We start from the raw sequence: 15,526 nt of genomic DNA on the forward strand, positions 1-15,526 counted from the left end.
GCTGTGAAGCCTGCTGAAACAGGTGTTCCCACATATCGGTCACCAGCGCCTGATCGCGTGGCGACAATTCACCCGCACCAATCGCTTTCTCCAGACTCTGGCTAACGGTTGTATGCACCGCCTGGGCGGAGTGGTCATCACCACTTTCCAGTTCTGCGATGGCTAACGTCAGGTGGCCACGCAAATACCCACTGGCAAACAACTCATCATCACTGGCATGGTCAACCATACCGTCGATTAATGCCAGAATGCGTGATTCAAACTCCGCGATCATCTTCTTTCCTCATTGTAAACGTGGCGCTGGCTTCAGTTGAGCACTTCCGGCCACGGAAACTGTTCCGCCGTAAGTTCCGGCGTGTGATAATAATTTCGTAATGCTTTTATGAAGCGTGCCGGACGTTCAGGAATACCGTTCGCCAGATAATCCATCACCTGCGCATGAACCCGTCGTTGGAATACCACACGATCCGGTTCGACGTCGCCTTCCAGGTTGTCGCAACTGACGTTAAACGGATATCCCGCCGCCACGCAGAACAACCAGTCAAGCGCCTGCGGCTTAACTTCAACATCTTCAAACTGGCTTTGCGTCCGGGCATCGCGTCCGTCAGGGCAATACCAGTAACCAAAATCAACCAGTTCACGGCGCGCTTTCCCGGCAATACACCAGTGCGAAATCTCGTGGATAGCACTGGCGTAAAAGCCATGAGCAAAGACGATTCGGTTATATGGAACTTCCGCATCAGCAGGAAGATAGATCGGTTCGTCGTCGCCTTTAATCAGACGGGTATTAAATTCATCGGCAAAGCAGCTATTAAAAATTTCAATCAACTGCTTGTAGTGGTGTGTACTGTTCATTAGTTCATCCCCAACCAGTGGAGGATCTCCTGTCCATGGCTATCATAAAGTAATTTGGCACTCATCACCGCCGAGACGATAACGATCATCGGGCGGATCAGTTTTTGTCCTTTGCTCAACACCAGTCTTGAACCCATACGCGCGCCGAGGAACTGCCCCACCAGCATCACGAATCCTGTCGCCCAAATCACTTTGCCGCCGAGAATAAACAGCAGCAGACCGCCGATGTTTGACGTTGCGTTAAGTAATTTGGCATGGGCGGTGGCTTTGGCGAGGTTAAAGCCGCACAGCGTAACGAAGGCCAGTGCGTAAAACGATCCGGCTGCCGGGCCAAAGAATCCGTCGTAAAAACCAACGCAGCCCCCTGCGACCAGCGCAAATGGCAGCCCATACATCCGACGCTGGCGATCTTCTTCTCCCAGTTTGGGCATCAGTAAGAAATAAAGACCGATACAAATCACCAGAATCGGTAAAATTTGCCGCAGCACATCAGCTTTAACATACTGCACCAGCAGTGCGCCGCTCATCGAGCCGACAAAGGTCATGACGATATTGAGTTTCTGATCGCTTAAGCTGACGACTTTGCGGCGAATAAAGTAGATGGTGGCGGAAATAGAGCCACCGCAGGCTTGCAGTTTGTTAGTTGCCAGCGCGTTAGCCGGAGACATCCCCGCCGCCATCAATGCCGGAATAGTGAGTAACCCACCACCACCGGCAATCGAGTCGATAAATCCCGCCAGTATCGCGACAAAAAAGAGAACTCCCAGCAACAGCGGGGAAACCATAAACAGGCTATTAAACGTTTCCATTAGATCACGTGCTCATCCAGTAGCGCCTGGCAGGAAGGCGGCAACGGAGGCGGTGTCTTCTTCTCAGGCTTTGTTGTTCCCGGTTTTGGTGGTTCAAACCAGCTTTGCAGTTCTGCCCCGTAACCATCGCCCGGCGGTGGTAAAGGTTGGTCTTCACACTCCAGGCTATCGGCAGGACAACGTAATCGTACATGCATATGTGCGCGATGCTGGAACCAGGGTCGCACTTTCCGCAACCAGTCACGATCGGTGCCTGCATCAAGGCAAAGTTGTTGTTTAATCGCCGGATTAACAAAAATGCGCGTCACGTCTTTGTCCTGCGCAGCAAGTTTGATCAGACTGAAAATTTCCGGCTTCCACAGCGTTGGAACGACATGCTTGCCATCACGGGAAACCAAATCCAGCGCCTGCGGACGCAAAAGTTGCGCGGCGGTCCAGCGAGTTTTCGGCAGTTGCAGGAAGATATCGACATCCAGTCCGGTCTGGTGGCTGGCGTGGCCGCCGTTGAAACGCCCACCTGCGGGCATCCCCATATCGCCAATCAGCACCGTCCCCATACCCAGATTGTTCACCTGGCTACTCAGACGCTGGATAAACATCACCAGATCCGGATGACCGAAATAGCGACGCTGATCGGTACGCATCACCTGATAATGTTCGGACTGTATCGGCAGCGTGTCAGCGCCGACGATACAGCCATTGGAAAAACTGCCTATCGATTGTGCGCTACCCGGCACAGGTTGGGTAATTTTTTGCCACGGCGTTGCTGCCAGGCTGGTGCTACTGGCAAGCAGGGCCAGCAGCGCAATCGCAGTTTTGTTCATTTTTTACCAGCGTGGAATATCAGTCTTCACATCGGCATTTTGCGCCCGTTGTCGTAACAGGTGATCCATCAAAACGATTGCCAGCATCGCTTCAGCGATCGGCACCGCGCGGATCCCGACACAAGGATCGTGACGGCCTTTGGTGATCATCTCAACTTCTTCGCCAAAGCGGTTAATTGTACGCCCAGGCACGGTAATGCTGGAGGTCGGTTTTAGCGCCATATGGGCAATGATTTGCTGCCCGCTGCTGATACCACCGAGAATACCGCCCGCATGGTTGCTCTGAAAACCTTCTTTGGTGATTTCGTCACGGTTCTGGCTGCCACGCAGCGCCACCACGTCAAAACCGTCGCCAATTTCCACGCCTTTCACCGCATTAATGCTCATCAACGCGTGGGCGATGTCAGCATCCAGGCGATCAAATACCGGTTCGCCAAGTCCGGCAGGTACGCCACTGGCAACAACAGTCACTTTCGCACCGATGGAGTCGCCCTCTTTTTTCAGCGCGCGCATCAACTCATCTAACGCGTCGATTTTATCCGGGTCCGGGCAGAAGAACGGATTTTGTTCAACTTGCGACCAGTCTTTGATTTCCAGTGGAATGTCGCCCATCTGGCTCAGGCAGCCGCGAATTTCGATGCCAAATTTTCCGGCGAGATATTTTTTAGCAATTGCTCCAGCCGCAACGCGCATGGCGGTTTCACGGGCGGAAGAACGTCCGCCGCCGCGATAATCGCGCAGGCCGTATTTTTGTTCGTAGGTGTAATCAGCATGACCCGGACGGAAAACGTCTTTAATTGCGCTGTAATCTTGAGAGCGCTGGTCGGTGTTTTCGATCAACAAGCCAATACTGGTGCCGGTGGTGACGCCTTCAAAAACGCCGGAAAGAATTTTGACCTGATCCGGTTCACGACGCTGTGTGGTATAGCGCGATGTCCCCGGGCGACGCCGGTCGAGATCGTGTTGCAGGTCTGCTTCCGTCAGCGGGATGCCTGGCGGAACACCATCGACGATGCAACCGAGCGCAAGCCCGTGCGATTCACCGAAGGTGGTTACGCGAAAGAGTTGTCCAATTGTGTTTCCAGCCATCACGGCTCCGTTATTGTTGTGTTTGCATTTTTTACTCTAAATAATTCAAGTTGCAGGAAGGCGACAAGTGAGTGAATCCCCTGGAGCTTACAGAAGTAAGTGACTGGGGTGAACGACAAATCCGCATGGAGCGGATTTGAACGCTACTTGCAGCGGCCCCGTAAAGGGGGAGGCCCATGGATGAGCCGAATAACCCGCAGACGCAGCACATGCAACTTGAAGAATGACGAGTAAATTTAATCTTTATAAATACCAAAATGTTCTCGTGCCGCAATAAGCTGCGCTTTGGTGAGCATAAACACACCATCGCCACCGTTATCAAACTCCAGCCAGGTGAACGGAACATCCGGATATTGTTCCATCAGATGTACCATGCTGTTGCCGACTTCACAAATCAGTACACCATCATCAGCAAGATAATCCGCCGCGTTGCCGAGAATGCGACGTGTCAGTTTCAGGCCATCAGTGCCAGACGCCAGCCCCAGCTCCGGCTCGTGACGGTATTCGTTTGGCAGGTCGGACATATCTTCCGCATCGACATACGGCGGGTTGGTGACGATCAGGTCGTACTGCACTTTCGGCAAATCACGGAACAGATCGGAACGAATCGGTATGACGTTGTGGATCAGACCATGTTCTTCAATGTTCTGTTCGGCTACCGCCAGCGCGTCGGGAGAGATGTCCACCGCGTCGACTTCCGCTTCCGGGAAGGCATAAGCGCAGGCAATAGCAATGCAGCCACTACCGGTACACATATCCAGAATATGTTGCGGTTGCTTGCTGATAAGTCCGGCAAATTTATTGTTGATCAGTTCACCAATCGGTGAACGCGGCACCAGCACGCGTTCATCGACGTAAAATTCATGGCCGCAGAACCAGGCTTTGTTGGTCAGATAGGCAACCGGAACGCGCTCGTTGACGCGGCGGATCACGCGCTCAACAATACGGTGTTTTTCGCTGGAGGTCAGGCGGGCGTTGCGCATATCTTCCGGAATATCCAGCGGCAGGTAGAGCGACGGCAATACCAGTTGCACCGCTTCGTCCCACGGGTTGTCGGTGCCATGGCCGTACCAGATATTTGCCGCGCTGAAGCGGCTAACCGACCAGCGCAACATGTCCTGAATGGTTTGCAGTTCATTTACTGCTTCATCAACGAAAATTTTATCCACGTATTCCTCCAGGGCATGGTCGCATTAATTTCGGCGGCTAGTTTGCCATGAAGATGACGATAAATCAGCATTCACGCGGCAATGACGCAGGAAAATTATGTTTTGGCCGATCGATTGCGCTACGAGTCGGGTAAACTGTAGGAAAAATAAAATAGAGATGCATAGATGAAAAAGAAAACAACTCTCAGCGAGGAGGATCAGGCCCTGTTTCGCCAGTTGATGGCGGGTACTCGCAAGATTAAGCAGGACACGATTGTCCATCGACCACAACGAAAAAAAGTCAGCGAAGTGCCGGTCAAGCGGTTGATTCAGGAGCAGGCTGATGCCAGCCATTATTTCTCTGATGAATTTCAGCCGTTATTAAATACCGAAGGCCCGGTTAAATATGTCCGCCCGGATGTCAGTCATTTTGAGGCGAAGAAACTGCGACGCGGTGATTATTCGCCGGAGTTGTTTCTTGATTTGCACGGCCTGACGCAGCTACAAGCCAAACAGGAACTGGGCGCATTAATTGCCGCCTGTCGCCGTGAACATGTGTTTTGCGCCTGTGTGATGCATGGGCACGGTAAGCATATTTTGAAGCAACAAACACCGCTGTGGCTGGCACAGCATCCGCATGTGATGGCATTTCACCAGGCACCAAAAGAGTACGGCGGCGACGCGGCGTTATTGGTATTGATTGAAGTGGAAGAGTGGCTGCCGCCAGAACTTCCCTGACATTCAATACAACAAGAGCCACTTAAGTGGCTCTCTGAAAGTTGATATGCGATATAAACGTTGCGTAATTATATCGCTTTTGCCATTTTCAAATTACACGGGCTCATCTGCCAGTTAAATTCGCCTTTTCCGCTTTCATCAAGCGTTACGCTGGCAATAGCTGAAGTGGTAAACATAGGCGGCGTTTCGCCCGGACATAACTCGGCTACCAGATAACCGACTAAGGGTAAGTGAGAGATAACCAGTACCGACCCGACTCCCTCGTTGGTCAATGCCTGAAGATAAGCACTAACCAGACCGACATCGCCGCAGGGCGTCAATTCTGGCAGAACTTCGACACTGGATGGCAGTTCCATACAATCACCTACGACATCCAGAGTTTGCTCGGCTCGCAGGAACGGGCTCACCAGAACACGTTCGACTTCCACTTTTTGACCTTTCAGCCAGTTCGCCATCAGGCGAGATTCGTCACAACCGTTAGTGGTCAGAGGACGAACCGAATCACTGGCGGCATCGAGGGCTGCGTCGCCGTGACGCATGATAAAAACTTGCATATTGCACCGCTTTTGTTAACCAGATTCACCCGTCTTCTTTCATCTGAAACCAGAGAAAGAAGACGGTGGCCGGCATTGTGCCTTATCCATTCACCGAATGAAACGCTGTTTTTTACCTCAATGGCGTAAGTATAGTCAATATGCGTTTACATTTTAACCAGGACTCCACCATTCAGCGCGGATTCATATAGCTTTGACCTTCTTATTGCAGGTCAGTTGCAGTTGTTTTCCAAAAACTTTCCCCATGCTCACTCATCTCAAGTAAACGCTCGCAAGGGGTAAAACGGGAACCATATTGCGCGGCCAGTCGTTGCATTATTGCAACCACTTCGCCCGCGCCGAGAGAATCGATATAGCGGAACGGACCACCGAGAAATGGCGGAAAACCAATTCCAAATACTGCGCCAATATCCCCATCTCGCACGCTACGGATAACCTGCTCGTCCAGACAACGTACTGCTTCATTCAGCATCAACATCACACACCGTTCAGCAACCTGCGGTGCGGACAGTCGCCCCTGCCCTTGCGCGCCAATCAACGGGTAAATGGCGGGATCAACCTGTTTTTTGCTTTTACGCCCTTTTTGGCGGTAAAGATAGAAACCCCGGCCATTTTTTCTACCTTTGCGATCGTCGTTCAAAATTGAAGAAACAACATTTGCAGGCGCACTAAAACGTTCTCCATAAGTTGCTTCCAGTACAGGAATAATTTTAGTCCCTGTGTCGATTCCTACCTCATCCAAAAGTTGGATTGGTCCCACCGGAAAACCAAATTTAACCAGTGCGGCATCAATGTGCTCAACACGCTCACCTTCGGTCAACATGCGGATAGCTTCATTAATGTAAGGTGCCAGAATGCGATTAACGTAAAATCCGGCTTTATCCTGCACCACGATTGGCGTTTTGCCCTGTTTTTTCGCCAGTTTTACCGTAGTGGCGAGGGTTTGCGCCGATGTCCCGGCGTGAGGAATGATTTCTACCAGCGGCATTTTTTCTACCGGGCTGAAGAAATGCAGGCCGATAACCTGCCCTGGTCGTGAGGCGTGAGCGGCAATATCGCTAATCGGTAAAGATGAGGTATTGGAGGCAAAAATTGTATGAGGGGCGCAGTTTTGCTCCACTTCCGCCACCATCTGTTGTTTTAATTCGAGATTTTCAAACACTGCTTCAATAATCAGATCGCGATGGGAAAAACCGTGATAATCCATAGAACCTGAAATCAGCGCCAATTGTTTGTCGCGTTCACTGGCTTTGATATGCCGGCGGCGCACTTTCCCCTCCAACTGATCCCAACTGTATTTCAAAGCATGATTTATGCCCTGGGCGTTGATATCTTTAATTCTTACAGGTAGCCCCGCTTTACCGGCTGTAACGTAAGCAATACCACCGCCCATCAAGCCACCACCTAATATCCCCACGCTATTTAATGGGGCGGGGGCAACATCGCTGCCAGGATCTTTCTTCACGTCGGTACTGGCAAAAAAGATATTACGCAGAGCCTGTGATTGCGATGTCATTGCCAGTTCGCCAAAGGCCCGTGCTTCAGCGTCATAACCGCTACTGGAGCCCTGCGCTAATCCTGTTTCGATAACCTCAAGAATGCGTTCTGTCGCCGGGTAGTTGCCCTGGGTTTTCTGTTCTGTTTTCTTGCCTGCCATTTTGAATAACAGCGCACGACCTAATGGCCCGGCCATCACTCGTTCACGAATCGGGAGAGTCCGAGAAACTGTACGCTCCTGCTTCGCCAGCTCTACAGCGGCTTCCAGTAAAATAGAATGCGGAACGACGTCATCCACCAGCCCCAGCTTTAACGCCTGCTTTGCCCGTAGTTGCTTGCCAGTGAGGAGCATCTCTAGTGCTGTGCTGACGCCGATCAGGCGCGGTAAACGCTGGGTGCCGCCTGAACCAGGTAACAACCCAAGTTGTACTTCCGGCAAACCGAGCACGGTTTTAGGATCGTCTGTACAGATACGACCGTGGCACGCCAGTGCCAGCTCCAGACCACCGCCCAGGCAAGCGCCGTGAATGGCGGCAATAACAGGAACTGGCAAAGCATGAATTTCCGCCATCAACTGTTGGCCCTGCCGCGCCAGTGCTTCCGCTTCTTGCGCGGTTTTGCAGTTGCCAATCATGTTGATGTCTGCACCGGCAATAAAGTTGTCCGGTTTAGCGGAGATAAACACTACGCCTCGAAGTTCTTTATTTTCGCGGAGTTGTTTAATAATGGCGCGCACCTGCGAGGCAAACTCTGCCTTCAGGGTATTCATTCTTTCGCCGGGAACGTCAATGGTGATGACGGCAATATTGTCCAGACGTACATTGAGGGTAAAAGCCGATACCATTTCCATTATTCCGCCTCCAGAACCATTGCCGCACCAAGTCCACCTGCGGCACAGGCGGTCACTAAACCAAATCCACCGCCGCGACGGCGAAGTTCGTGTAATGTCTGGGTAATCATCCGCGCGCCTGTTGCCGCGAAGGGATGACCATAAGCAATGGAACCGCCAAGCACGTTAAATTTGCTATCGTCCACTTCGCCAGTGGCATGTGCACGCCCCAGCACATCGCGGGCAAAACGTTCGCTACCCAGCAACTGAATATTTGCCAGCGTCTGGGCGGCAAATGCTTCATGCATATCAATCAATGTCAGATCGGCCATCGTCAGGCCTGCTCTCTCCAGCGCCAGCGGCGTTGACCAGGCCGGACCGAGCAACATGTCCTGCCAGACATCAATAGCGGTAAACGCGTAACTGCGCAGATATCCCAGCGGCACCAGCCCTAATTCTTTCGCTCGCGATTCGGTCATCAGGATCACTGCCGCCGCGCCATCGGTCAGAGGCGTACTGTTCGCCGCAGTTACCGTTCCGTGTTTACGGTCAAATGCCGGACGCAGTTTTGCGTAATCAGCAAGCGTGGAATTACCGCGAATATTGTTGTCTTCCGCGAGGGGTTGTTTATAAGGAGGGATAAAGGCGGTCATCACCTCTTCTTTGAGTTTGCCTTCTGACCATGCCTGGGCAGCACGCTGGTGCGAACGGTGCGCCAGTGCATCTTGCTGTTCGCGGGTGATACCGTAGGTTTTCGCCATTTGTTCGGCGGTATCGCCCATTCGCAAACCGGTGGAATATTCCGCTACCGCAGGCGGAACAGGCATTAAGTCACGCAAACGCAAGCTGGAGAAGAGTTTAAGACGCTGGCTCAGCGTGCGGGCTTTGTTGACATCAACCAACACGCGCGCCAGTTTTTTACTGACGCCAATTGGCAATACCGAAGAGGAATCGGCCCCGCCAGCAATACCGGCGCGGATGGTTCCCGCCATCAGGCTTTCGGCCACGTTCGCAACCGCCTGGAAACTGGTAGCGCAAGCTCGGCTGACGCTGTATGCGTCGGTATGGACGTTCATTCCAGTGCCAAGAACAATTTCACGCGCAATATTGGGAGCCTCTGGCATTTGCACAACCTGACCAAAGACCAGTTGTTCAATCACTTCGGCGGGGATCTCACTACGTGCCAGCAGCTCACCGACGACCATCTTCCCCAAATCAACAGCGGGAATGCCATGAAAAGCCGTTGCCTGGCGAGCAAAAGGCGTACGTAACCCGCTAACGATGGCGATGCGATCGCCCTGGCGGGTAACCAGCGGTAAAACCTGACCCATAACACTCCCCTGTAAAAAAAGACATAAAGTGGTCTGACCTGATCATAGTCTTAACTATTTTTTTACATTTGGCCAAGTGGAGAAAAGGGAAAGTGGGAGCTATGACACAGAGAGAAAAGAAGAAGAGAAAATAAAACGCCCCTGCCAACAACCTGGCAGGGGCGTATGTACCCGAGAGGAATTAACGCAGACCCAACTGGAAAATCAGCATTTCAGCTTCGCAGGCAAAAGTGAAATCAATATCCAGGCGAACACCGTCAGACTCTTCAGTGAAAGTCGGGGTGATTTTGCATGGTTCGGATTCTACGCTACGGGCTTTTTCAGTCAGCGCCGCCAGCGTTTGTTCTGCTTCTGCGCGGTTTGCAAACACGCGGCTGTAAGACGCGGTGCAATCGGAGTTGTCCATAATGGTGCCAACATCCATACAGCAGCAAACCGGGGTTTCATCAGCACTACATTTACTCATCGTTGATTTCCTCTGTATGTGCACCCAAGGTGCCAGATAAACGTTACGGATATTTTACGCTTCTGAAAAGTGCTGCTCCAGTTGTTAATTCTGCAAAATCAGATAAGTGACCGAAATCACACTTAAAAATGATCTAAAACAAAATTCACCTGAATGAATGAGTGCGCCACCTCCAAATTTTGCCAACTGGATCGCGTTTCTTAGATCATATTTGAAAAAATATAGAAACATACTTGCAACATTCCATCTGGTCAGACCTATACTCTCGCCACTGGTCTGATTTCTAAGATGTACATCAGCCCCTACACTTCGCGCTCCTGTTACAGCACGTAACATAGTTTGTATAAAAATAAATTATTGAGGTTATGGTCATGAGCCAGAAAACCCTGTTTACAAAGTCTGCTCTCGCAGTCGCAGTGGCACTTATCTCCACCCAGGCCTGGTCGGCAGGCTTTCAGTTAAACGAATTTTCTTCCTCTGGCCTGGGTCGGGCTTATTCAGGGGAAGGCGCTATTGCCGATGATGCTGGTAATGTCAGCCGTAACCCCGCGTTGATTACCATGTTTGACCGCCCGACTTTTTCTGCGGGTGCGGTTTATATTGATCCGGATGTGAATATCAGCGGAACTTCTCCGTCTGGTCGTAGCCTCGACGCGGATAACATCGCACCTACAGCATGGGTTCCGAACGCACACTTTGTTGCGCCGATTAACGACCAATTTGGTTGGGGGGCTTCCATTACCTCTAACTATGGTCTGGCGACAGAGTTTAATGACACTTATGCAGGCGGTTCTGTCGGTGGTACAACCGACCTCGAAACCGTGAATATGAATTTAAGCGGTGCCTACCGCTTAAACAACGCCTGGAGTTTCGGTCTTGGTCTTAACGCCGTCTATGCTCGTGCAAAAATTGAACGTTTTGCAGGTGATCTGGGGCAACTGGTTGCTGGTCAGATTATGCAATCTCCCGCCGGACGGACACCACAGGGACAAGCGCTGGCTGCAGCCGCTAATGATATTGAAAGTAACACCAAAATTGCTCATCTGAACGGCAACCAGTGGGGTTTTGGCTGGAACGCCGGGATCCTGTATGAACTGGATAAAAACAACCGCTACGCGTTGACCTACCGTTCTGAGGTAAAAATTGACTTCAAAGGTAACTACAGCAGCGACTTGCCAATTGGCCTGAATAACTACAATCTCGGTTTGCCTGGTGCTACAGGTGGCGCAACGCAGTCGGGTTATCTGACGCTGAACCTGCCTGAAATGTGGGAAGTGTCTGGTTATAACCGTGTTGATCCGCAGTGGGCTATTCACTATAGCCTGGCTTACACCAGTTGGAGTCAGTTCCAACAACTGAAAGCAACCTCAACCGGTGGCGATACGCTGTTCCAGAAACATGAAGGCTTTAAAGATGCTTACCGCATCGCGTTGGGTACAACTTATTACTACGATGATAACTGGACCTTCCGTACCGGCATTGCCTTCGATGACAGCCCAGTTCCGGCACAGAACCGTTCTATCTCCATTCCGGATCAGGACCGTTTCTGGCTGAGCGCAGGTACTACTTACGCATTTAATAAAGATGCTTCTGTAGATGTCGGCGTCTCTTATATGCACGGTCAGAGCGTGAAGATCAACGAAGGTCCATATCAATTCGAGTCTGAAGGTAAAGCCTGGCTGTTCGGGACTAACTTTAACTACGCGTTCTAATAACACGTTAGCTTAATAAGAAAAAAGGTGAGTTTTACGACTCACCTTTTTTATTTGCATCTTATTCAGAATCGATATCTTTTAAATCATCCTGAATCGCTTGCGCGTTCGGGTTTTCCTGCGGTTTGAGTTCGCCGCCATTGGCGATGAAATCATGACGCTGGAAGTAAGCCTCGCGAACCATAATATAAGGATCGGACGACTGACGAAGCAGACCGTCGGAATCCAGTAACTGCGCACGGGTTTCGATCCCTTCAAGCGTCCATTTACCCACAGACATCGGCCAGGTCAACCAGGAAAGTACCGGGTAAAGAGCATCTGCCATATCACCGCCGTCATCACGCAGCGTGAAACTACCGTAGAACGGTAACTGAACATACGGCCCATAGCCCACGCCATAGTGACCGAGCGTACTACCAAAACGGTGAGGTTCAGTACGTTGCAGTTTCGGATTCGCCATCCCCGCAACATCAATAAAGCCACCCATCCCCAAAATGGTGTTCAGGAAAAAGCGGGTAAAGTGAACCATCCCCTGATAAGGGTCGCCCTGCAGGAAATAGTTAACCATCACCGCAGGTTCTTCAAGGTTGCCGGTAAAATTGCTCAAACCGTTACGCGCCGGTTGCGGAACATAATCACGCCAGGCGACAGCTACCGGTCGAACCACATACGGGTCTAACACATTGAAGTTAAAATTGTACATGGTGCGGTTGAACCCTTCTAACGGGTCTGAACGCCCTTGCTGATCTGTACCGGAACTCGCACACCCCACCAGAAGCGTAGTTCCCAGAGCAAGCGCCGACAGGCGAAGCTTCATAAATGTCTCCCTGTTTTTTATGGCTTTTTATGGCTTATGCAGTTTGCCATCCATGACGGAACGATACCGTATCCGCCTGTTTAGGTGTGGGCGATTGTAGCAGCACGTCAACTGATGTCCAGACGCCCTGAAATGCTGATTTGATCATAGCCTGGTAATCGCCGCCCTGTAGGCTACTTGATTCCGTAGAAACAGAAAAAGGCAAACGCGGCCTTTTATACATTTTCAGAGTAACTCCCGCCAGTTGCGAGCAAAAAAGCCGCTACGCTTTAGCTATGCGTGCTAATTCAAGAGACGACACCATGGATAACGACAAAATAGATAAACACAGCGACGAACTTGAAGTAGAGAGTGAAGAAAAAGAACGCGGGAAAAAAATAGAAATAGATGAAGACCGACTCCCCTCCAGAGCGATGGCTATTCACGAGCATATCCGCCAGGACGGCGAAAAAGAGCTGGAACGCGACGCAATGGCGCTACTGTGGTCAGCTATTGCTGCGGGCCTGTCGATGGGCGCTTCGCTACTGGCAAAAGGTATATTTCATGTCGAACTGGAAGGTGTACCGGGGAGTTTTTTGCTGGAGAATCTGGGTTATACCTTTGGTTTTATTATCGTCATTATGGCACGCCAGCAATTATTTACTGAGAATACCGTAACTGCGGTACTACCGGTAATGCAAAAACCGACTATCGGCAACATCGGCTTACTGATGCGGTTATGGGGCGTCGTGCTGCTGGGTAATATTCTTGGAACAGGTATTGCGGCGTGGGCGTTTGAGTATATGCCTATCTTTAATGAAGAAACCCGCGATGCGTTTGTCAAAATCGGCATGGATGTAATGAAAAACACCCCCAGCGAGATGTTTGCCAACGCGATTATCTCCGGCTGGCTGATAGCCACAATGGTATGGATGTTCCCTGCGGCAGGAGCGGCAAAGATTGTGGTAATTATATTAATGACGTGGCTTATCGCCCTGGGTGACACCACTCACATCGTCGTGGGTTCTGTAGAGATCCTCTATCTGGTATTTAACGGCACGCTGCACTGGAGCGATTTCATCTGGCCATTTGCGCTACCTACTCTGGCGGGGAATATTTGCGGCGGCACTTTCATCTTCGCGTTAATGAGCCATGCACAGATCCGCAACGATATGAGTAACAAGCGTAAAGAAGAGGCCCGCCAGAAAGCAGAATGTGCGGAAACTATTAAGAAAAATGATAAAAACCCGGTGTAAGTGGCGAGGGTTTAAGCAATCGAGCGGCGGTGTACTTACTCCGCTGTTTAATAGCGGTTATACTCATGCCGCATTGTCCTCTTAGTTAAATGGATATAACGAGCCCCTCCTAAGGGCTAATTGCAGGTTCGATTCCTGCAGGGGACACCATTTATCAGTTCGCTCCCATCCGTACCAGTCCGCAAAATCCCCTGAATATCAAGCCTTCCGTAGATTCACAGTTCGTAATGGTTCGCGTCAGATCGTTGACAGCCGCACTCCATGACGGGTAAAAAGTGGATAAAATAATTTTACCCATCGGATTTTTACCCATGCTCACCGTTAAGCAGATTGAAGCAGCAAAGCCGAAAGAAAAACCATACCGCCTTCTCGATGGTAATGGCCTGTACCTTTATGTCCCTGTGTCAGGGAAAAAGGTATGGCAGCTTCGCTACAAGATTAACGGTAAGGAGAAAATCCTGACCGTCGGAAAATATCCGCTTATGACTTTGCAAGAGGCAAGGGATAAAGCATGGACTGCGAGGAAAGACATCTCGGCTGGCATCGATCCGGTAAAGGCGAAAAAGGCTTCATCTAACAACAATTCCTTTAGTGCGATTTACAAGGAATGGTACGAGCACAAGAAGCAAGTCTGGTCAGTAGGCTATGCAACTGAACTTGCCAAAATGTTTGATGACGACATTTTACCCATCATCGGCGGTCTTGAGATTCAGGATATTGAGCCGATGCAACTGTTGGAAGTAATCCGCAGATTTGAAGATCGCGGTGCAATGGAGCGAGCCAACAAAGCACGCAGAAGATGCGGCGAGGTTTTCCGTTACGCTATTGTCACCGGAAGGGCTAAATATAACCCGGCACCTGACCTTGCTGACGCCATGAAGGGATACCGCAAGAAGAACTTCCCGTTTCTTCCTGCAGGCCAGATCCCGGCATTCAACAAAGCACTGGCAACATTTTCAGGAAGTATCGTATCGCTCATTGCAACCAAAGTTTTACGCTACACAGCCCTCAGAACAAAAGAGCTTCGTTCCATGCTATGGAAGAACGTCGATTTTGAAAACAGGATTATCACTATCGACGCCAGTGTGATGAAGGGACGCAAAATTCATGTGGTTCCTATGTCAGACCAGGTAGTTGAACTTCTCACTACGCTAAGCTCAATCACCAAACCAGTCTCAGAGTTTGTTTTTGCCGGGCGCAACGATAAGAAGAAGCCAATCTGCGAGAACGCGGTATTGCTTGTGATCAAACAAATCGGCTATGAGGGTCTGGAAAGCGGTCACGGATTCAGGCATGAATTCAGCACGATTATGAACGAGAACGAATGGCCTGCTGATGCTATTGAAGTGCAACTGGCACATGCCAACGGCGGATCTGTGCGCGGTATTTACAACCATGCGCAGTATCTCGATAAGCGCAGAGAAATGATGCAGTGGTGGGCGGACTGGATTGATGAAAAAGTGGAGTGATCCGCCTTAGCCACTATCGAAGAGCGCAAAGCCTTGCGATACAGTGCAAAGCTTTGTGTTCCTCAGTTTTGTCTCATCAACCACAGCAAGTCATCGATCGATTGAGACTTGGATGATAGACTTCATGCCTTTCAGAACTCATTGATTACATAA

The 15,526-nt window shown here is 50.7% G+C and carries 15 protein-coding genes and 1 tRNA gene; 5 read left to right on the forward strand and 11 right to left on the reverse strand.

The annotated features are described in order from the left end of the window. From A1SC_RS13595 to prmB, 6 genes are all read right to left on the reverse strand, one after another. On the reverse strand, positions 1-274 hold a 274-nt coding region (locus tag A1SC_RS13595), incomplete at its 3' end, for a YfcL family protein (RefSeq protein ID WP_016262189.1). A 32-nt stretch (positions 275-306) separates the two neighbouring features. Beyond that, positions 307-855 carry an elongation factor P hydroxylase gene (gene epmC / locus A1SC_RS13590; protein WP_016262190.1) on the reverse strand — a complete coding sequence of 183 codons (549 nt, stop codon included), beginning with the start codon at positions 853-855 and terminating at the stop codon, positions 307-309. Further along, positions 855-1,664, reverse strand: coding sequence for a sulfite exporter TauE/SafE family protein (locus A1SC_RS13585; RefSeq protein WP_016262191.1), 810 nt, complete (start codon positions 1,662-1,664; stop codon positions 855-857). Before A1SC_RS13585 ends, epmC begins: the two co-directional genes overlap by 1 nt. Beyond that, positions 1,664-2,488: a penicillin-insensitive murein endopeptidase gene (gene mepA, locus A1SC_RS13580; protein ID WP_016262192.1), complete on the reverse strand. Its 825-nt coding sequence runs from the start codon at positions 2,486-2,488 to the stop codon at positions 1,664-1,666. Before mepA ends, A1SC_RS13585 begins: the two co-directional genes overlap by 1 nt. 3 nt (positions 2,489-2,491) lie before the next feature. Further along, positions 2,492-3,577: a chorismate synthase gene (aroC, locus tag A1SC_RS13575; RefSeq protein ID WP_016249027.1), complete on the reverse strand. Its 1,086-nt coding sequence runs from the start codon at positions 3,575-3,577 to the stop codon at positions 2,492-2,494. 236 nt (positions 3,578-3,813) lie between these two features. Continuing rightward, the gene (gene prmB, locus A1SC_RS13570) at positions 3,814-4,746 is read right to left on the reverse strand and encodes a 50S ribosomal protein L3 N(5)-glutamine methyltransferase (RefSeq protein WP_001516801.1); all 933 of its coding nucleotides are present in this window, start codon (positions 4,744-4,746) and stop codon (positions 3,814-3,816) included. A 165-nt stretch (positions 4,747-4,911) separates the two neighbouring features. On the opposite strand from prmB, the gene smrB reads away from it, so the two are divergent. Then, on the forward strand, positions 4,912-5,463 hold the full coding sequence (smrB, locus tag A1SC_RS13565) for an endonuclease SmrB (protein ID WP_000730816.1): 552 nt from the start codon (positions 4,912-4,914) through the stop codon (positions 5,461-5,463). Positions 5,464-5,531: 68 nt separating this feature from the next. Here smrB and sixA read toward each other — a convergent pair whose 3' ends face one another. From sixA to A1SC_RS13545, 4 genes are all read right to left on the reverse strand, one after another. Next, positions 5,532-6,017, reverse strand: coding sequence for a phosphohistidine phosphatase SixA (sixA, locus tag A1SC_RS13560; RefSeq protein ID WP_001195823.1), 486 nt, complete (start codon positions 6,015-6,017; stop codon positions 5,532-5,534). A gap of 202 nt (positions 6,018-6,219) precedes the next feature. Next, positions 6,220-8,364, reverse strand: a complete 2,145-nt coding sequence (gene fadJ, locus A1SC_RS13555; RefSeq protein ID WP_016262193.1) for a fatty acid oxidation complex subunit alpha FadJ — start codon at positions 8,362-8,364, stop codon at positions 6,220-6,222. After that, positions 8,364-9,674 carry an acetyl-CoA C-acyltransferase FadI gene (gene fadI / locus A1SC_RS13550; protein WP_001516803.1) on the reverse strand — a complete coding sequence of 437 codons (1,311 nt, stop codon included), beginning with the start codon at positions 9,672-9,674 and terminating at the stop codon, positions 8,364-8,366. Before fadI ends, fadJ begins: the two co-directional genes overlap by 1 nt. 181 nt (positions 9,675-9,855) lie before the next feature. Further along, on the reverse strand, positions 9,856-10,140 hold the full coding sequence (locus A1SC_RS13545) for a YfcZ/YiiS family protein (RefSeq protein WP_001296261.1): 285 nt from the start codon (positions 10,138-10,140) through the stop codon (positions 9,856-9,858). Positions 10,141-10,511: 371 nt separating this feature from the next. Between A1SC_RS13545 and fadL the strand changes: the two genes are divergently transcribed. Next, the gene (gene fadL, locus A1SC_RS13540; protein ID WP_001516804.1) at positions 10,512-11,852 is read left to right on the forward strand and encodes a long-chain fatty acid transporter FadL; all 1,341 of its coding nucleotides are present in this window, start codon (positions 10,512-10,514) and stop codon (positions 11,850-11,852) included. A 61-nt stretch (positions 11,853-11,913) separates the two neighbouring features. On the opposite strand, the gene mlaA is transcribed toward fadL, so the two are convergent. Then, positions 11,914-12,669, reverse strand: a complete 756-nt coding sequence (mlaA, locus tag A1SC_RS13535) for a phospholipid-binding lipoprotein MlaA (RefSeq protein WP_000776778.1) — start codon at positions 12,667-12,669, stop codon at positions 11,914-11,916. 302 nt (positions 12,670-12,971) lie between these two features. Between mlaA and A1SC_RS13530 the strand changes: the two genes are divergently transcribed. From A1SC_RS13530 to intS, 3 genes are all read left to right on the forward strand, one after another. Continuing rightward, positions 12,972-13,904, forward strand: a complete 933-nt coding sequence (locus A1SC_RS13530) for a formate/nitrite transporter family protein (protein ID WP_000368110.1) — start codon at positions 12,972-12,974, stop codon at positions 13,902-13,904. A 75-nt stretch (positions 13,905-13,979) separates the two neighbouring features. After that, positions 13,980-14,054: transfer RNA gene (locus tag A1SC_RS13525), tRNA-Arg, on the forward strand. Between the two features lie 161 nt (positions 14,055-14,215). Further along, positions 14,216-15,373, forward strand: coding sequence for a prophage integrase IntS (intS, locus tag A1SC_RS13520; RefSeq protein WP_016262194.1), 1,158 nt, complete (start codon positions 14,216-14,218; stop codon positions 15,371-15,373). The last annotated feature ends 153 nt before the right edge of the window (positions 15,374-15,526 follow it).

The sequence above is a fragment of the Escherichia sp. KTE52 genome (genome assembly GCF_000408325.1).
GTDB lineage: Bacteria > Pseudomonadota > Gammaproteobacteria > Enterobacterales > Enterobacteriaceae > Escherichia > Escherichia marmotae.